This is a genomic window from Streptomyces sp. JNUCC 64 (assembly GCF_054484115.1).
Genome location: NZ_CM137015.1, coordinates 2717551 through 2734958, shown reverse-complemented (window position 1 = coordinate 2734958; position 17408 = coordinate 2717551). Strand labels below are relative to the sequence as shown.

The window sequence follows — 17408 nt, the reverse complement described above, 5'->3', positions numbered from 1 at the left end:
GGACGGCGGGAAAAGGTACGGATCATGGCACGAGTGCCAGACTGGCTCGGCCGGTTGGGCGCCGGGTTGACCCGGCTCGGCGGCCGCTGGGAGGCGCGCCGCGCCGCCGCGGAACGACGCGGCGACCCGGACGACGTCCCCCCTCCGAAGAACCGGAGGCCCGGCGGCGCGGACGGGACCGGAGCCGGAGCGCCGGGGTCCGCCGCCTCCGCCGACGCGCCCGGACGGGGGGCCGACGGCCCGCCCGTCCCCTTCGTCCAGCCGTCGGTGCTCGTCGCCGACGTCCGGCCCGACCCCGCGCGGGCCGTGCCCTGGGGACTGCGGGTCGCCGCCGAGGTCGGCTGGCGGCTGCTGGTCCTCGCCGGGACGCTCTGGGTGCTGATGCGGGTCATCAGCGCCATCCAGCTCGTCATCCTCGCCTTCGTCGCCGCGCTGCTCATCACCGCGCTGCTCCAGCCCACCGTGGCCAAGCTCCGCCGTCACGGGGTGCCGCGCGGCCTCGCCACCGCCCTCACCGCCATCCTCGGCTTCGTGTTCCTCGGCCTGGTCGGCTGGTTCGTGGTGTGGCAGGTGATGGAGAACGTCGACCATCTGTCCGACCAGGTCCAGGACGGCATCGAGGAGCTGCGCAAATGGCTCCTCAACAGCCCGTTCCACGTCACCGAGTCCCAGATCAACGACATCGCGAAGACCCTGCGCGAGGCCGTCGGCGCCAACACCGACTCGATAACCTCCGCGGGCCTGGCGGGCGTCACCGTCATCGTGGAGACCCTGACCGGCATCCTCCTCACGATGTTCTCCACGCTGTTCCTGCTCTACGACGGACGGCGGATCTGGGAGTGGCTGCTGCGGCTGGTACCGGGCGCCGCCCGCGAGGGCATCGCCGGGGCCGGGCCGCGCGCCTGGCGGACCCTCACCGCGTACGTCCGGGGCACGGTGATAGTCGCCCTCATCGACGCCGTCTTCATCGGCCTCGGGATCTACTTCCTCGGGGTGCCGATGGCGGTGCCGCTCGCCGTGTTCATCTTCCTGTTCGCGTTCATCCCGCTGATCGGCGCGGTGGTCTCGGGGGCGCTCGCGGTGGTCATCGCGCTCGTCACCCAGGGCGTGTTCACCGCGGTGATGACCCTGGCCGTGGTGCTCGCCGTGCAGCAGATCGAGGGGCACGTCCTCCAGCCGTTCATCCTGGGCCGGGCGGTGCGGGTGCATCCGCTGGCGGTGGTCCTCGCCGTCGCCACCGGCGGGCTGGTCGCCGGGATCGGCGGCGCGGTCGTCGCGGTGCCGCTGGTCGCCGTCACCAACACGGTCGTCGGCTATCTGCGCGCGTACTCCCGGGAGTACGCGCTGCGCGCCTCGCCCGCCCCGCACGGCGCCACCGCGCACGGCATCGCCCCGGTGTACCCGGCGGGGGCGTCCCCCGGCGGGTCCACGGGCGGGTCCCCCGGTGTCTCGAAGGACCCGGGGCCGGGGAAGGCCGCGCCGCCGTCCACCGGGCGCGGCGACGGGAAGGGCAACGGGAACGGGAACGGGAACGGAACGACGTCACCGGGTTCGGGGGGCGGGGACGGCGGGGGCTGACGTCCGTTCGTCCCGGCCCGGCCGCCGGTCCCCGGACCGCCCGGATCGCGAAACGCCGGAGGGCGTCCGCACGGCACTGCCGTGCGGACGCCCTCCGGCGTGTGTGAGCGCTGGACTCAGCCCGCCAGAACGGCCTCGGAGTCCAGGGTGACGCCGACCGCCTGGATCACGGACGCGATCTTGAACGCCTCCTGGATCACGTCGCGCTCGACCCCGGCCTTGCGCAGCACCTGCTCGTGCGAGTCGAGGCACTGGCCGCAGCCGTTGATCGCGGAGACCGCGAGGGACCACAGCTCGAAGTCGGTCTTCTCGACACCGGGGTTGCCGATGACGTTCATCCGCAGCCCGGCGCGCAGCGTGCCGTACTCGGGGTCCGACAGCAGGTGCCGGGTGCGGTAGAAGACGTTGTTCATCGCCATGACCGCGGCGGCGGCCTTGGCGGCGGTGTACGCCTCGGGGGAGAGGTTCGCCTTGGCCTCGGGCTCCAGCTCGCGCAGCACGATCGGCGAGCGGGAGGCGATGGCGCAGGCCAGCACCGTGCCCCACAGCTGCTGCTGCGGGAGGTCGCTGTTGCCGATCACCGAACCGAGGTTCAGCCGCAGGTCCTTGGCGTAGTCCGGTATCGCGGACTTCAGCTCATCGAGGGCCATGTTCACTCACCGGCCAGCAGCTTGACGGGGTCCAGGGTGTTCTCGCCCTTGCTCCAGTTGCACGGGCACAGCTCGTCCGTCTGGAGCGCGTCGAGGACCCGCAGGACCTCCTTGGGGTTACGGCCGACGGAGCCCGCGGTCACCATGGTGAACTGGATCTCGTTGTTGGGGTCGACGATGAAGACCGCGCGCTGGGCGAAGCCGTCCTCGCCCCGGACGCCGCAGTCGCTCATCAGCTCGTGCTTGGAGTCGGCCAGCATCGGGAAGGGCAGGTCACGCAGGTCGGCGTGGTCCTTGCGCCAGGCGTGGTGCACGAACTCGGAGTCGCCGGAGACGCCGAGGATCTGCGCGTCGCGGTCGGCGAACTCGTCGTTCAGCTTGCCGAACGCGGCGATCTCGGTGGGGCAGACGAAGGTGAAGTCCTTCGGCCAGAAGAACACCACGCGCCACTTGCCCTCGTAGGACTTGTGGTCGACCTGGGCGAACTCCTCGCCGGCCTCCAGCGAGACGCAGGCGGTCAGGTCGTACGTGGGGAACTGGTCACCGACAGTCAGCACGGTGCTCTCCATGGTGCGTGAGGGGTTGGACAAATCCACCCTGTCACAGAGCGCGATCGGTGGTGAAATCGATCAGTGCGGTCAGTGTGATCCGGTTCGCCGATCAATGGCGCCGGGTGGTACATCTGGGGGAACGGCCCGTGCCGGGTCCATGTGGACGGGTGCCGTCTGGATCTGACCGGACCGGATCGTACGGGTTGGGAAGTGTAGGCGAACCTGATGTGATCCAGTCGGGATCACGGCGGAAAATGAACGGAAAGTGACGGAGTCGACCGGGGAGAGCCCTGGACGCGCACCGTCCGGACGGCCGGTGGGCCGGGAGGAAAGCAGCGGTGGCAGGGAAGCCGGGAACGGGACGGGCCACGGGGGCGCAGGGCCGGACGAAGCAGCCGAGCGTCGCCCAGCTGAGGGCGTTCGCCGCGGTCGCCGAGCATCTGCACTTCCGGGACGCCGCGGCCGCCATCGGGATGAGCCAGCCCGCGCTCTCCGGCGCGCTCTCCGCGCTGGAGGACGCCCTCGGGGTCCGGCTGGTGGAGCGCACCACCCGCAAGGTGCTGCTGTCGCCCGCCGGGGAGCGGCTCGCCGTCCGGGCCCGGCAGGTGCTGGAGGCGGTCGGCGAGCTGATGGAGGAGGCCGCCGCCGTGCGCGCCCCGTTCACCGGGCCGCTGCGGCTCGGCGTCATCCCCACCGTCGCGCCCTATCTGCTGCCCGCCGTGCTGCGGCTCACCCACGAGACCTACCCGGAGCTGGACCTCCAGGTCCACGAGGAGCAGACCGCCTCCCTGCTGGAGGGGCTCGCCGGGGGCCGTCTCGACCTGCTGCTGATCGCCGTGCCGCTCGGCGTCCCCGGCGTCACCGAGCTGCCCCTCTTCGACGAGGACTTCGTGCTCGTCGCCCCGCGCGGCCACGCCCTCGGCGGCCGGGACGGCATCCCCCGGGAGGCGCTGCGCGAGGTGGACCTGCTCCTCCTGGACGAGGGCCACTGTCTGCGCGACCAGGCGCTGGACGTCTGCCGGGACGCCGGACGGGAGGAGGGCCTCGTCTCGATGACCGCCGCCGGACTGCCCACCCTGGTCCAGCTGGTCGCCGGGGGGCTCGGGGTCACCCTGCTGCCCCGCACCGCCGTGGACGTGGAGACCGCGCGCGACGGACGGCTGGTCACCGGACGGTTCGCCGCGCCCGCGCCCAGCCGCCGGATCGCGCTCGCCATGCGGACCGGCGCGGCCCGCTCCGCCGAGTACGCGGAACTGGCCGGGGCGCTGCGCGCCAGCCTCACCCCGCTGCCGGTCCGGCTCCTCGACGCGTCGGCCTGACCGGGGTCCGGTTCCTCGCGATGCCCCCGCCGGACCGGTCCGGTTTCCCCGTGACGTGCTCGTGCGGTCGGAGTCCGGTTCCTCGCCGAGTCCTCGCCGAGTCCTCGTCTGACCGGTCCGGCTTCCCGGTGACGTCCTTGCGTGGTCGGAGCCCGGTCCCTCGGCGACATCCCCCGCTTGCCCCGCTCGCCCCGCTTGCCCCGGCCCCCGGAGACACCGGACGGGTGCGCCCGCGGTCCTCGTCGAGAGGACCGCGGGCGCACCCGTTCCCGCCGTGCGGGGCTGGCACCGGTCACTCGGTGCGCAGTCCCTCCGGACGCATCAGCCGCATCAGCACCGGCATGCTCAGGGCCGTCACCAGCAGGACGACCGCCGCTCCGGCCCCGGTCATCGCTCCGACGGCCGCCCAGGGCACCGCTGGCGGGGTCTGCACCACGAACAGCAGCACCATGCCCAGCAGCAGTCCGAAGCCCAGCGCCAGGACCAGCGCCAGTCCGACCGGCACCGCCGTCTGCCACAGCACCGACCAGGCCAGCGTCCGCCGCCGGGTGCCGAAGGCCACCAGCGCCGCCAGCAGCTTGCGCCGCTCCCTGAGCTGCTCGGTCTGCGAGACCAGCAGGCTCGCCCCGATCAGCAGCAGCACACAGGCCGCGCCGACGAAGAGCGCCATCCGCACCTTCTCGAACCGGTTGCTGACCTCCGTCACCGAGTACTCCACCGTGCTGGTGAAGGGGCTCAGCACGGCCGCGGCGGTGCGCACGTTCTCCGGGGCGTCCGCGTGCCCGGGCTCCAGGCCGACGAAGACCCGGCTCTTCAGCAGCGGGCTGAGCGACTCGGGGAAGGCGCCCGGCGTGGCGAGCAGGCCCTCGCGCTCGTACCCGGTGGGGTCGTTCTTCTGCTCGGCCTTGCGCACCGTGGCGGGCAGTTCCCACCGGGCCCGGTCGGCCTTGACGTCGGTGCCGACGGTGTTCGCGTACAGCGTGGCGCCGGGCGTGGCGCGGCGCTTGGCCTCCTTGCCGGCCTCCGTCGTACTGGCGATGCGGAACACGTCGCCGTCGCGGCAGGAGGGCAGCTTCGCCAGCTTGGCGAGCGCCTCGCAGTCGCCCACGGTCAGCTCGATCCGGCCGCCTTCCTCGTCGATCGGGTGATGGGCGACCCAGACGGTGCCGACGCCGCTGGTGCGCCGCACTCCGGGGGTGCCGTCCAGGGCCCGGGTGACCTCGGCCAACGGCACCGAACGGGGGCTGAGCACCTCCATCTGGGCGACGCTCAGATCCTGCCCGGTGGGGACGTAGTAGTCGTCGTCCACTCCGGAGAACAGCATCTGCAGGGCGATGGCCCCGGCGACGGCGACGGCGATGCCGTTGACCGTCTGGGCGGCGGCGCCGCCGTTGAGCTGGAGGCGGCGGACGGCGAGCTGCCAGGCCACCGGGCCGCGACCGAGCCTGCCCACCACGGCCTCCACGGCCCAGGGCAGCAGGGCGGTGACTCCCAGGAGCATCAGCACCGCGCCACCGACGACCATGTACGTGTTGTAGTAGCCGCCGCCGCTCGACCAGATCAGCGGGACGAGCAGGGCCAGACCGCCGACCGGGAGCAGCAGCCGCCACAGCAGCCGCCGCTTGCGGGGCTTGGCGGCGCGCACCACGCCGAGCGGCTCGATGACCACGCCGCGCAGCGCCAGCAGGGTGACGGCGACCGCGGCGAGGGGGACGGCGACGACGACCAGCGCGGCGAGCACCGGACTGGGGGTGAAGTCCTCGGGGAAGGCGGACACCTCCGCGACCGGGACGCGGCCCGCGAGCCGCCGCCCGGCGAAGAACAGCCCCGCGCCGACGGCCAGCCCCAGCAGGGCACCGGCGACGGCCTCGCCCGCGGCGATCCTGCGGGTGGCGCGGGAGTCCGCGCCGACCAGCCGGAGCGCGGCGAGCCTGCGGTCCCGGCGGTCGCCGCCGAAGCGGACGGAGGCGGCGATGAACACGGCCACCGGCATCAGCAGCACCACGAGGATGATCAGCACCAGCAGCATCAGGACCGGGTCGATCGGCTCCGCCTCGACCGGTTCGCCGAACCCGTCGAGACGCATGCCGTGCCCGTCGGTCCCGTAGGCGCCGTCCAGCTCGTCGGAGCCCGCGTAGTAGGTCATCTCATAGGGGCCGACCAGCCCGTTCGGCTTGATCTCCGCGACGATCTCGTACGGGATGCGCTCGCGCAGCGGCTTCCCCTCGGGGGAGGCCAGCAGCTCGCGCAGCGCGGGGGAGACGGCCATCTCGCCGTCGCCGGGGAAGGCGGCGACACCGGGCGGCAGCGGGGCGCGGGGGCCCTCGGGGTGGATCAGCCTGCCCCGGATGTCGTGCTCGCGGAAGGTGGTGTCGGTGGCCCGCAGCAGCAGGGTGCTGTCGGTGGCGGGGCCGTCCACGGAGTTGGTGAAGTCGGTGCGCGCGTCGCCGCGCATGTCCCGGCTGGCCATGGCGTTGGGCACGGAGGCCGCCAGCAGCAGGGCGCTGACGCCCAGTCCGACGCCGATCGCGGTCAGGACGGTGCGGGTCCACGCCTCCCGGCCGCCGGTGAGGGCGAACCGGACGCCCATCAGCAGCTCGCGCAGCAGGCTGCCGCCCGGGTCGGGCAGACCGGCCCCGGTGGTGGCCCGGCCGGACGAGGGCCGGGTACGGGTGGTGCTCATACGATCCGCTCCATGTCGCGGGACTTGCCGTCGCGGACGACGATCTCGCGGTCGGAGTAGGCGGCCACCCGGGCCTCGTGGGTGACCAGGACGACGGCCGCCTGGGTGGACCGGGCCGCCTCCGTGAACAGCTCCATCACCCGCTCGCCGTTGAGCGAGTCGAGGGCGCCGGTGGGCTCGTCCGCGAAGAGCACCCGGGGGCCGGTGACGAGCGAACGTGCCACGGCGACCCGCTGGCCCTGGCCGCCGGAGACCTCGCCGGGCCGCTTGTCGCGGACGTCGTCCACCTCCAGTCGGCTCATCCACTCGATGGCGGTGGCCTCGGCGGCCCGGCGGCCGGTGCCGCTCAGCCGCAACGGCAGCGCCACGTTCTCCACGCAGGTCAGCTCCGGTACGAGCTGGCCGAACTGGAACACGAACCCGAACTCGGTGCGGCGCAGGGCGCTGCGCTGGGCGTCGGACAGGGTGCTCAGCTCATGCCCCCGGTACCGGATGGAGCCGGAGTCCGGGGGGACGATCCCGGCCAGACAGTGCAGCAGCGTGGACTTGCCGGAGCCGGAGGGACCCATCACGGCGACGACCTCGCCCGCGTGGATCGAGAAGTGGGCGCCGTCGAGCGCGGGGGTGGGGCCGTACGCCTTGCGCAGGTCGGTGGCGGTCAACAGGGAGCCGTCGGGTGTCATCGGCGCACCTCCTGGGCGAGCTTGTCGAGGCGCGCGGCGGTGAGTTCGAGCCAGCGCAGATCGGCTTCGAGGTGGAACAGGGCGTGGTCGCAGATGAGCTGGTCGGCGAAGTCGCCCTTGCGCTTGCGCTCGGTGAGGGCGCGCATCATCCGCAGGTGTTCGGAGCGCTGGGTGTCGAGGATCCCGCTCGCATCGCGGTCGGTGAGCAGCGCGAGGACGACCTTGGTGTACAGGGTGGACTGGAGGTAGGGCTCGGGCTTCTCCGGCGTGGCGAGCCACTGTCGGACGTCGGTGACGCCCGCGTCGGTGACGGCGTACCGCTTGCGCTCGGGCCCGTCCCCCGCCTCGATCCCGTCGACCTCGACGAGCCCGTTCTTCAGCAGCCGGGACATGGTCGAGTAGACCTGCCCGTAGTGCAGGGGACGGTCCTGACCGAACTTCTCGTCGAAGGCCCGCTTCAGGTCGTAGCCGTGGCGGGGGCCGGACTCCAGGAGACCCAGCAATGTGTGACCGATGGACATGCCGAGAACTGTACACATCACGTATACACGCGAGGTATACGCGGTGTGTATATACACGGGATGTATAGCTGTCTTCGCAGGTCAGCGGTGTTTGTCACGGTTGGGTGACAGGGGTTCGGCGGGTTGACGTCCCGGCGGCGGGGCGGGCTCCGACCGGGCTCCTGAACCGCCCGGCCGGGGTGCCCGACCGGCTCGCGGAACGCCCGGGAGCGGCTCGCCGGACGCCCCCGGCCTCGTTCGTCGGGCGCTCCGGACCTACCCAGCGGAACGCCCCGGGCCGGGGGGAACCGGCTCCGGGGCGCGTCACGCGGTGGGCTTCGGGGGGAGGCGCGGGAGGCGGGCGCCAGTGGTCGGCGCCGCCCGCCCTCAGGACGGGAACGGGATCAGACCGCGATCCAGATCGCTTCGAGGCGCCGGTTCTGTCCCGTCGTGCCGATGATCAGATGGGTGCCGTACAGGATGGGCATGTCGCCCAGTCCCGCGACGTGCGCCCGGGCCGACAGCGGCCCGCTGCCGACGCGCAGGAACACCGCCTCCATCGGGTGGCCGATGGTGCCCAGGGTCACGGAGCCGGGGGTGTCGGTGAGGTGGCAGTGCTCGGTCTGCCAGCGTCCGAGGAGATAGGCGTTGGTGCAGAAGCCCTTGGTGCCCCCGATCGCGATCTGGAGCGACTCGATGGCCCGCTTGAGGCCGACGGAGCCGACGGGGTAGCCGTCGCAGATGGCGCCGAGCCAGCCCAGGCCCTGGACGTACGCCCGGTAGCAGACGATCCGGGGTTCGACGGCGGAGGCGCGGATGCCGAGCCGCTTCCGCTCCGCCTTCAGCGCCTGGAGGGCCGTCATGCCCTTCGGGTAGGTCTTCGCGGTGGCGGTTCCGGGCGTCTGGAGCGCCTCCGCGGTGGTCTTCGGCGGAGCGGCCGGAGCTGCCGCCCCTTCCTTCGCCCAGGCGCCGGTCAGACCGGCCGGGACGAGGGCGGCGGCGAGGCCGAGTGCCACCAGTACCCGGGTGACGCGGCCTAACGGGCCCCGTCCGCCTCTCCTTCCCCGGGAGTTCCCCCGGGTGTCGTGCGTCGCGCCGTGCTCGCCGTTCTCGCTGGTGCGGGAGTGCCGTGCTGTGCTCGCGCTCATGCGGTCCCCTCCTGGGGTGCGTGCGGACGACTACGCGAGTTCTAGCAAGGTCCCTTCCTGTGGGAGAAGCCCGCGTTCGGCAAGTTGGCGCCGAACGGCCGTCCCGGCCGGGGAAATGGCCGGATCGATCCTGCAACGCCGTTCGCGAACCCGGACATCACCTTCCCCCGGTCGGGGCGGCCCCGGCGTCCACCGCCCCGGGCACCCGGGGCGCCGCCCCCGTCGGTCCGTCCGTCGGGTCGCCCTCCGTCCGTCGGAGCGGTGCCGTCCGTCAGTCGGGGGGTCGTCCGGCGGGAGGTTCCCGGGGCGGCTCCGCCGGTCCCGGCGGACGGCCCCGGCGGGCGATGGGGCCCGCCGCACCCGGCAGCCGTCCGGCCTCCCCCAGCGCCCTGCGCAGCAGGAACTCGATCTGCGCGTTGGCGCTGCGCAGTTCCTCCCCGGCCCAGCGGGCCAGCGCGTCGTAGACCAGCGGGTCCAGCCGCAGCAGGACCTGCTTGCGCGCGGCGGGGGCCTTGCGCCGGGGGGCGCGGGGCGCGGCCGGGTCGGCCTCCGGCGCCCCGCCGTCCGGCGCCCCGGATCCCGTGGCACGCCCTTCCGGGGGACCGGACCCGGGGGGCCCGTCCGCCGGAGGGGTCTGGCCGTCGGGGGTCACTGGTACAGCGATCCCGTGTTGAGCACCGGCTGCGCGGCCCGTTCGCCGCAGAGCACGACCAGCAGGTTGGAGACCATCGCGGCCTTGCGCTCCTGGTCCAGCTCCACGAGGTCCTGCTCGGTGATCCGCTCGATCGCGGCCTCCACCATGCCGACCGCCCCGTCCACGATCAGCCGCCGCGCGGCGACCACGGCCCCGGCCTGCTGCCGCTGGAGCATCGCCGAGGCGATCTCCGGCGCGTAGGCGAGGTGGGTGAACCGCGACTCGATGATCTGGACGCCCGCCGCGTCGGCCCGGACGCGCAGCTCGTCCGAGAGCTTCTCGGTGATCTCCTCGGCGTTGCCGCGCAGCGACAGCCCGTTCTCGTCGTGGGCGTCGTACGGGTACTCGATGGCGATGTGCCGGACGGCGGACTCGGTCTGGGTGGCGACGAACTCCAGGAAGTCGTCCACCTCGAAGACGGCCCGCGCGGTGTCCTCGACCCGCCACACCACGACCGCCGCCAGTTCGATGGGGTTGCCGTAGGCGTCGTTGACCTTGAGGACCGCGGTCTCGTGGTTGCGGACCCGGGTGGAGATCCTCTGCCGGGTGGTGAACGGGTTGACCCAGCGCAGTCCGTCGGTGCGGATGGTGCCCCGGTAGCGGCCGAAGAGCTGGACCACCCGGGCCTCGCCGGGCGCCACCATGTTGAGTCCGCTCGTCGCGATGATCGAGGCGAGGATCACCAGGACGCCGGTGATCAGCAGCGCCGCCAGGACCCCGCCGCTGGTGAGCACCGCGCCGAGGACGACCAGGGCCGCCCCGGCTCCCATCCCGAGCAGTCCGAGCAGCAGCGCGAGGCCGCCGCCGATGCTGTGCGCGGGGAACTCCGTCACCCCGGGAGCCGGCATCCCGAGCGGTTCGTCCGCCCCGGTCCCGTTCCCTCCGGTGCCGCCCCGTGCCGCGTCCGCGGCCTCCGTGCCGTTCCGTCCTCCGGACATGGCCACCCCCGTCCCTCGTGGTCCGGGGCGACGGTTCGCCCCGGACTGCTCTAGCAAAGTGATATCACTTTAGCGCCAGCGGCAACCTTCCGCACCCCCGGGTCGTCGGTTCTTGAGAAGGCGGGTGCTCATTGTCACGTCAGGAAATCGCCCGATCTGCCGGATTCTGTCCCGAGGTGCGGTGTTAGCTTCGGAACCGGCGGAGGGGGACGACCCCACCCTTACCCGGACGGGTGAGACAGCGGCGAGAACGACGAGAACGACGAGAAGCGGAGCGGACTGACCCATGGGGCGAGCTGAGGAACGACGGGCACGACAGCGCGCCGGGCGCGCGCGGCGCGGACGCCCGGCGCGCGGCGGCCGCACCGGGATCCGCAGGTTCCTGACCTGGCGGAAGCTGCTCGGCACCTTCTTCGGCGTGATCCTGCTCGGCATGCTCGGCTTCGTGATCCTGTACCTGGTCGTGGACATACCCGAGGGCAACGACCACGCCAAGCAGCAGAGCAACGTCTACAAGTACCGCGACGGCACCATCCTGGCCCGCACCGGCGAGGTGAACCGCGAGATAGTCGAGCTGTCCCGGGTGCCGAAGGAGGTCCAGCGCACCTTCGTCGCGATCGAGAACAAGTCCTTCTACTCGGACCGGGGCGTCGACCTCAAGGGCACCGCCCGGGGCATCCTCAACACCCTCGCGGGCAAGGGGAAGCAGGGCGGCTCCACCATCACCCAGCAGTACGTCAAGAACTACTACCTCACCCAGGACCAGACCGTCAGCCGCAAGCTGAAGGAGCTGGTCATCGCGTTGAAGGTGGACCGGGAGACCTCCAAGGAGGACATCCTCGCGGGCTACATCAACACCAGCTACTACGGCCGGGGCGCGTACGGCATCCAGGCCGCCGCCCAGGCGTACTACCGGGTGGACGCCGAGGACCTGGACGTCGCCCAGGGCGCCTACCTCGCCGCCCTGCTCCAGGCCCCCAGCCAGTACGACTGGGCCGCCGCCTCCGAACGGGGCAAGAAGCTCGTCACCGTGCGCTGGAACAAGGCCCTCGACAACATGGTCGAGAAGGGCTGGCTGGACAAGGCCGAACGCGACGGTCTGAAGTTCCCGGTGCCCAAGACCCCGCGTCCCGCGCCCGGGCTGAGCGGCCAGGCCGGTTACCTGGTCGAGGCCGCCAACCGCGAGCTGGAGAAGCAGTTCCGCGACGAGGGCATGACCCAGGCCGAGGCCGAGACGCTGGTCCAGGCCGGTGGCTGGACGCTCACCCTCAACATCGACAAGAAGAAGCAGGCCCTGCTGGAGAAGGCCGTCAAGCAGGAGCTGACCGGCAAGCTCAAGCCCAAGCAGCGGCCGGTGGACGCCGACGTCCAGGCCGGTGCCGCCTCCGTCGACCCGGAGACCGGCGCGGTCCTCGCGATGTACGGCGGCGTCGACTACGTCAAGCACTACACCAACAACGCGACCCGCCGTGACTACCAGCCCGCCTCCACCTTCAAGCCGCTGATCTACGCGGCCGCCCTGGAACGCGGCGCCACCACCCAGGACGACGAGGACATCACCGCCGCGACCGTCTACGACGGCGACAGCGAACGCCCCGTCGAAGGCAGCGACGTGGCCTTCGCCCCGCCCAACCAGGGCGATGTGGACTACGGCCCGGTCACCGTCCAGAAGGCCATGAACAAGTCCGTGAACTCCGTCTTCGCGCAGATGGGCGTGGACGTCGGCATGGACGAGGTGATGAGCACCGCGGGCGCGCTCGGCATGGACGTGAAGGGACTGGAGGCGGTCCCCGCCCAGACCCTCGGCACCATGGGCGCCAGCCCGCTGGAGATGGCCGGGGTCTACGCCACCCTCGACAACCACGGCGAGAAGGTGCGCCCCGCCGTCCTCAGGTCCGCCACCCACAAGGACCGCACGGTCGACCTCCCGGACCCGGTCGGCGGCCGGGCCGTCAAGCGCTCCACCGCCGACGCCGTCACCTCCCTCCTCACCGGAGTGGTGGACGACGACGACGGCACGGGCAGCGCGGTCCGCAACCCCGAGCAGGAGGTGGCGGGCAAGACCGGCACCTCCGACGAGAACCGCTCGGCCTGGTTCACCGGCTACACCCCCGACCTGGTCACCGCCGTCGGACTCTTCGGCGAGGCCGCCAAGGCCCGCGAGGGGGAGGACGGCAAGAAGATCGCCCGGGGCGCCCAGACCACCCTGCGGGGCGCGGCGGGCGGCGGCCGGGTCAACGGCGGCGGCATCCCCGCCCGGATCTGGGCCGCCTACACCTTCGACGCCATGGGCGAGCCCACCGAGTTCGACCTGGAGACCGGGCGGACCAAGCCCGTCGAGCCGTCCACCGAGCCCAGCGTCCCGCCGACCTCGGTGGAGCCCTCCGTCCCCGCCTCCCCGTCCGAGCCGGAGCCCGAGCCCACCACCTCGCGGCCGACCGTCCCGGTCAGCCCGTCCCCCGAGCCCGAACCGGAGCCCCCGGTGACCAGCGGCGGCACCAGCGCCCCGCCGCCGACCACCAGCCAGAGCCCCGACCCGGGCGACGGCACCCCGCCCGGCCCGTCCACCCCGCCGCCCCCGAGCACCAGCCCCAGCAGACCCGCGGAGCCGCCGCCCGCGCTGGACGCGCCCCAGGACGGCTGAGCACCACCGGAAGCCGCGAGGGGCCGGGACCACACGGTCCCGGCCCCTCGTCCGCTCTCCGGGGTCAGCCGCCGTCGACGTTCGCGGCGATCCGGTCCCCGAGGGCCTGGTCGACGTTCCGCCAGTACTGGACGGCCCGGTCCAGGACGGGACGGCTCACCCCGGCCAGCAGATGACCGCTCACATTGGCCACCAGCCGGTCCCGGGCCGCGTCGTCGAGCACCTGTCGCACCAGCGTGCCCGCCTGCCCCCAGTCGTCGTCCTCCCGGTGGAGGGAGTACGCCTCGCGGACCATCTCCCCGGCCGACTCCCACCCCGCGACCTCCCCGAACCGCTGGGTGTCCGCCGCCGGACCGCCGTACGAGTTGGGCGCGTAGGGCACCGCCACGTTCGCCGGTTCGTACCGCATCGGACCGTCCTTGGCGTACGAGCCGAGCGGCGAGTGCGGACGGTTCGGCGGCAGCTGCGCGTAGTTGGGGCCGATCCGGTACCGATGGGTGTCCGGGTACGAGAACAACCTGCCCAGCAGCATCTTGTCCGGGGACGGGCCGATGCCCGGCACCAGGCTGGAGGGCTCGAACGCCGCCTGCTCGATGTGGACGAAGTAGTCCTCCGGATTGCGGTCCAGGGTCAGCCGCCCCACCTCGATCAGCGGGTAGTCGCCGTGCGGCCACACCTTCGTCAGGTCGAACGGGTTGAACCGGTAGTCCGCCGCGTCCGCGAACGGCATCACCTGCACGTACATCGTCCAGGACGGCCCCTCGCCCGCCTCGATGGACTCGTAGAGGTCCCGGCGGTGCAGGTCCGCGTCGGTGCCCGCCAGCTCGTCGGCCTCCGCCTGGGTGAGGAACTCGATGCCCTGGTCGGTCTTCAGGTGGTACTTGATCCAGAAGCGTTCGCCGCCGCCGTTGACCCAGAGGTAGGTGTGGGAGCCGTAGCCGTTCATGAAGCGGTACGACTTCGGCACGCCCCGGTCGCCCATCAGCCAGGTGACCTGGTGCGCGGACTCCGGCGACAGCGTCCAGAAGTCCCACTGCATGTCGTTGTTCCGCAGCCCGGTGCGCGGATGGCGCTTCTGGGAACGGATGAAGTCCTGGAACTTCTGGGCGTCCCGGACGAAGAACACCGGGGTGTTGTTGCCGACCAGGTCGTAGTTGCCGTGCGCGGTGTAGAACTTCAGCGCGAAGCCGCGCGGGTCGCGCCAGGTGTCGGGGGAGCCCTGCTCACCGGCGACCGTGGAGAACCGGGCCAGTGCCTCGGTGCGTCTGCCCGGCTGGAAGAGGTCCGCCTTGGTGAACTGGCTGACGTCATTGGTGACCTCGAAGGACCCGTACGCGCCGCTGCCCTTGGCATGCACGACCCGCTCCGGGACCCGTTCCCGGTTGAACTGGGCCATCTTCTCGATCAGATAGTGGTCCTGGAGCAGGACCGGCCCGTCCGGGCCGACCGTCAGCGAGTGCTCGTCGCTCTCGACGGGGATGCCGGCGTTGTCCGTCGTGTACGGGGCGGGTTTCCGTGCCTCGGTCACGAGCGTCCTCCCATGCGTGAGGGTGCCGGGGGACACCGGGGGATGTCCCCCGGGGCGTGGTCGCTTCGGCCACCACGCCAGTGAACTCCGCCGACGGGAGGTCGGCAACATTTGCGCCGCCCCCCGCCCGCGGGCTCCCGGGCCCCAGGCACCGGCCCGTCCGCCCCGTCCGGGCGCGCCGAGCGGTCCGCCCCCGCCCCGGGAGACCGGGACGGGGGCGGAGGACGGCGGACGGACCGGTGGCCGCCGGGACGGGGGCCGTTACGTCCCGGGGTTGCGGTTCAGCTCGAACCACACGACCTTGCCGGTGCTCAACCGGGTGGCGCCCCAGCGCCGGGCCAGCCGGTTCACCAGGTACAGCCCGCGACCGCCCTCGTCGGTGGCCCGCGCCTGCCGCAGCCTCGGCAGCTGCGGAACGTCGTCACCGACCTCGCAGCGCAGCACGTCCGTCCGCAGCAGCCGTAGCGTCACCGGCCGTGACGCGTACCGCACCGCGTTCGTCACCACCTCGCTGACCAGCAGCTCCACCGCGTCCGTGAGGTCTTCCAGGTCCCACCGCTTCAGCGCGACCCGGGCCAGCCGACGGGCCTTGCCGGGCGCCCTCTCGTCTGGTTCCAGGAACCAGTAGGCGACGTCGCTCGGGGCGATCCCGTCGAACCGCGCGGCCAGCAGGGCGATGTCGTCGTCCCGGTCGCCCGGCCCCAGCATGTCCAGGACCTCGTCGCACAGCGCTTCCAGCGGCGGCGGATGGTCCGGCCCGGTGAGCTGCGCGGTGGCCTCCAGCCGGGCCCGCAACTGCTCGATCCCGGCCACCACGTCCCGCAGCCGGGACTCGACCAGTCCGTCCGTGTACAGCAGCAGCGTCGCCCCGGCGGGCGCGTCCAGCTCCACCGCCTCGAAGTCGACCCCGCCGACCCCGATCGGCGCCCCGGCCGGGACCCGCAGCACCTCCGCCCGGCCGCCCAGGTGCAGCAGGACCGGCGGCGGGTGCCCCGCGTTGGCGATGGTGATGCGGTGCGATACCGGGTCGTACACCGCGTAGAGGCAGGTCGCCATCCGGTCGTGACCGAGCCGCTGGGCCTGTTCGTCCAGGTGGTGCAGGACCTCCTGGGGCGGCAGGTCGAGACCGGCGAGGGTCTGCGCGGTGGTCCGCAGCTGACCCATGATCGCGGCGGAGGTCATCGAGTGCCCCATGACGTCGCCCACGACCAGGGCGACCCGGCTGCCGGGCAGCGGGATCGCGTCGTACCAGTCGCCGCCGACCCGCGCGGTCTCCGCCGCCGGGAGGTAGCGCGAGGCCAGCCGCACCCCGGTCGGCCGGGGCAGGGTCTCCGGCAGCATGGTGCGCTGCAGCTCGTCCGCGATGTACGCCTCGCGCCCGTACAGCACCGCCTTGTCGATGCCGAGCGCGCTGTGCGTGGCCAGTTGCGCCGCGACCAGCAGGTCCTCGCCGTCGAACGGGACCCGGTCCGGACGGCGCAGGAAGATCGCCGCGCCGATCACCCGGCGGCGGCCGCGCAGCGGGGCGAGGATGGTGTGCCGTCCGCCGGGCACCGTCCGGGTCTCCCCGAGCAGCTCCGGCAGGGCGTCCATCGCGTCCTCCGCGAAGACCGGCCGCACCCCGCGCAGCACCTCGGCGAGCGCCCCGCCGGGCCGTACCGTGCACAGCTCGGTGGTGCCGGTGGCGTCCAGGTCCAGCTGGAGCGCGGGCAGCGCGCCGCCGACGTCGGTGTCCCGCTCCTCGGGGATCCGGTCGGTGCGCCGCAGCCGCAGCACCACCGGGCCCATCGGCCGTTCGTCGCCGACGGGCAGCGGATCGCGGAGGTAGACGAGGATCGCGTCCGAGAAGGTCGGCACCGTCGCCCGGCACAGCCCCATCACGATCTCGTCCAGATCCAGACCGCGGGCGATCCGCCGGGTGGCGGCGCCCACGAACCGCAGCCGGTCGCCGTCGCGCCGCATGTGGGTCACGCCCTGCGCGGCGCCGGTGCCGCGCCGCTCGACCCCGCCGGGCGGTCCGGCCGGCGCCTCCGGGGGAGCGGCGCCGTCGGCCTGACGGGTGCCGCCCTCGCCGTGCTCGGCCGGGCCCTCCGTACCGCTCGGGGCGGTGCCGTGGGCCTCCTGGCCGTCGGTGCGGCCCTCGTGGCCGGTGCCCTCCCCGCCCGGCGGGGCGGGCACCCCGTTCGGGGCGGGCCGGGAGCGATGCCCGGAGGTCCCGGCCGCGGCGGTCGGCGCCGCCGGGCCGGGCTGGGTGTGGTCGGGGCCCGGCGGCCCGTCCGTCCCCCGGGGCCCGCCGGGGCGGGGCTGGGACGGCATCGCGTTCGCCGTTCCCGGGGCGCTGGCCTCCGGGGACGCCTGGGCGCGCAGCAGCGCCCCACGGGGGTCCGCGGGGGCGGCGGGAGGACCGGCCGTGCCGTACTGGCGGCCCTCAGGGGGGAGGGGATGCTCCGTCACGCGTGTCGAATCCGTCCGTCCGGGGCTGCGCGCCCCGC

13 protein-coding genes are annotated in these 17408 nt (G+C 73.1%); 3 read left to right on the top strand and 10 right to left on the bottom strand.

Going from position 1 to position 17408, the window contains the following annotated elements; all coding sequences use genetic code 11:
• Positions 1-24 precede the first annotated feature (24 nt).
• Positions 25-1578 (top strand): AI-2E family transporter, encoded by a 1554-nt coding sequence (locus tag ACVWNX_RS10920; RefSeq protein WP_454413708.1) that lies wholly within the window; start codon positions 25-27, stop codon positions 1576-1578.
• 116 nt (positions 1579-1694) lie between these two features.
• Here ACVWNX_RS10920 and ACVWNX_RS10915 read toward each other — a convergent pair whose 3' ends face one another.
• The gene (locus tag ACVWNX_RS10915) at positions 1695-2228 is read right to left on the bottom strand and encodes an alkyl hydroperoxide reductase (protein ID WP_454413707.1); all 534 of its coding nucleotides are present in this window, start codon (positions 2226-2228) and stop codon (positions 1695-1697) included.
• A 2-nt stretch (positions 2229-2230) separates the two neighbouring features.
• Positions 2231-2785: a peroxiredoxin gene (locus ACVWNX_RS10910; protein ID WP_454413706.1), complete on the bottom strand. Its 555-nt coding sequence runs from the start codon at positions 2783-2785 to the stop codon at positions 2231-2233.
• A gap of 332 nt (positions 2786-3117) precedes the next feature.
• Here ACVWNX_RS10910 and ACVWNX_RS10905 point away from each other — a divergent pair, with 332 nt between their 5' ends.
• Positions 3118-4098 carry a hydrogen peroxide-inducible genes activator gene (locus ACVWNX_RS10905; RefSeq protein ID WP_454413705.1) on the top strand — a complete coding sequence of 327 codons (981 nt, stop codon included), beginning with the start codon at positions 3118-3120 and terminating at the stop codon, positions 4096-4098.
• 292 nt (positions 4099-4390) lie between these two features.
• On the opposite strand, the gene ACVWNX_RS10900 is transcribed toward ACVWNX_RS10905, so the two are convergent.
• From ACVWNX_RS10900 to ACVWNX_RS10875, 6 genes are all read right to left on the bottom strand, one after another.
• The gene (locus tag ACVWNX_RS10900) at positions 4391-6688 is read right to left on the bottom strand and encodes an ABC transporter permease (protein ID WP_454414713.1); all 2298 of its coding nucleotides are present in this window, start codon (positions 6686-6688) and stop codon (positions 4391-4393) included.
• Between the two features lie 89 nt (positions 6689-6777).
• On the bottom strand, positions 6778-7464 hold the full coding sequence (locus ACVWNX_RS10895) for an ABC transporter ATP-binding protein (RefSeq protein WP_454413704.1): 687 nt from the start codon (positions 7462-7464) through the stop codon (positions 6778-6780).
• On the bottom strand, positions 7461-7985 hold the full coding sequence (locus tag ACVWNX_RS10890; RefSeq protein WP_454413703.1) for a PadR family transcriptional regulator: 525 nt from the start codon (positions 7983-7985) through the stop codon (positions 7461-7463). The genes ACVWNX_RS10895 and ACVWNX_RS10890 overlap by 4 nt, the downstream gene beginning before the upstream one ends.
• 383 nt (positions 7986-8368) lie before the next feature.
• Entirely contained in the window at positions 8369-9112 is a 744-nt protein-coding gene (locus ACVWNX_RS10885; protein ID WP_454413702.1) for a hypothetical protein, read from the bottom strand.
• A 271-nt stretch (positions 9113-9383) separates the two neighbouring features.
• Positions 9384-9764, bottom strand: a complete 381-nt coding sequence (locus tag ACVWNX_RS10880) for a type II toxin-antitoxin system antitoxin (RefSeq protein ID WP_454413701.1) — start codon at positions 9762-9764, stop codon at positions 9384-9386.
• Entirely contained in the window at positions 9761-10654 is an 894-nt protein-coding gene (locus tag ACVWNX_RS10875) for an SPFH domain-containing protein (RefSeq protein ID WP_454414712.1), read from the bottom strand. The genes ACVWNX_RS10880 and ACVWNX_RS10875 overlap by 4 nt, the downstream gene beginning before the upstream one ends.
• 376 nt (positions 10655-11030) lie before the next feature.
• Here ACVWNX_RS10875 and ACVWNX_RS10870 point away from each other — a divergent pair, with 376 nt between their 5' ends.
• Positions 11031-13388 carry a transglycosylase domain-containing protein gene (locus ACVWNX_RS10870; protein WP_454413700.1) on the top strand — a complete coding sequence of 786 codons (2358 nt, stop codon included), beginning with the start codon at positions 11031-11033 and terminating at the stop codon, positions 13386-13388.
• Between the two features lie 64 nt (positions 13389-13452).
• On the opposite strand, the gene ACVWNX_RS10865 is transcribed toward ACVWNX_RS10870, so the two are convergent.
• Both ACVWNX_RS10865 and ACVWNX_RS10860 read right to left on the bottom strand, forming a co-directional pair.
• Positions 13453-14916 carry a catalase gene (locus ACVWNX_RS10865; protein ID WP_454413699.1) on the bottom strand — a complete coding sequence of 488 codons (1464 nt, stop codon included), beginning with the start codon at positions 14914-14916 and terminating at the stop codon, positions 13453-13455.
• A gap of 261 nt (positions 14917-15177) precedes the next feature.
• Positions 15178-17370, bottom strand: a complete 2193-nt coding sequence (locus ACVWNX_RS10860; RefSeq protein WP_454413698.1) for an ATP-binding SpoIIE family protein phosphatase — start codon at positions 17368-17370, stop codon at positions 15178-15180.
• Positions 17371-17408 lie beyond the last annotated feature (38 nt).

What these genes read in the sequence shown, in the direction of transcription:
- ACVWNX_RS10920 (WP_454413708.1), top strand. Translation starts at nt 25, where the DNA reads ATGGCACGAGTGCCAGACTGGCTCGGCCGGTTGGGCGCCGGGTTGACC.
- ACVWNX_RS10915 (WP_454413707.1), bottom strand. Translation starts at nt 2,228, where the DNA reads ATGGCCCTCGATGAGCTGAAGTCCGCGATACCGGACTACGCCAAGGAC.
- ACVWNX_RS10900 (WP_454414713.1), bottom strand. Translation starts at nt 6,688, where the DNA reads ATGGGCGTCCGGTTCGCCCTCACCGGCGGCCGGGAGGCGTGGACCCGC.
- ACVWNX_RS10895 (WP_454413704.1), bottom strand. Translation starts at nt 7,464, where the DNA reads ATGACACCCGACGGCTCCCTGTTGACCGCCACCGACCTGCGCAAGGCG.
- ACVWNX_RS10890 (WP_454413703.1), bottom strand. Translation starts at nt 7,985, where the DNA reads ATGTCCATCGGTCACACATTGCTGGGTCTCCTGGAGTCCGGCCCCCGC.
- ACVWNX_RS10885 (WP_454413702.1), bottom strand. Translation starts at nt 9,112, where the DNA reads ATGAGCGCGAGCACAGCACGGCACTCCCGCACCAGCGAGAACGGCGAG.
- ACVWNX_RS10875 (WP_454414712.1), bottom strand. Translation starts at nt 10,654, where the DNA reads ATGCCGGCTCCCGGGGTGACGGAGTTCCCCGCGCACAGCATCGGCGGC.
- ACVWNX_RS10870 (WP_454413700.1), top strand. Translation starts at nt 11,031, where the DNA reads ATGGGGCGAGCTGAGGAACGACGGGCACGACAGCGCGCCGGGCGCGCG.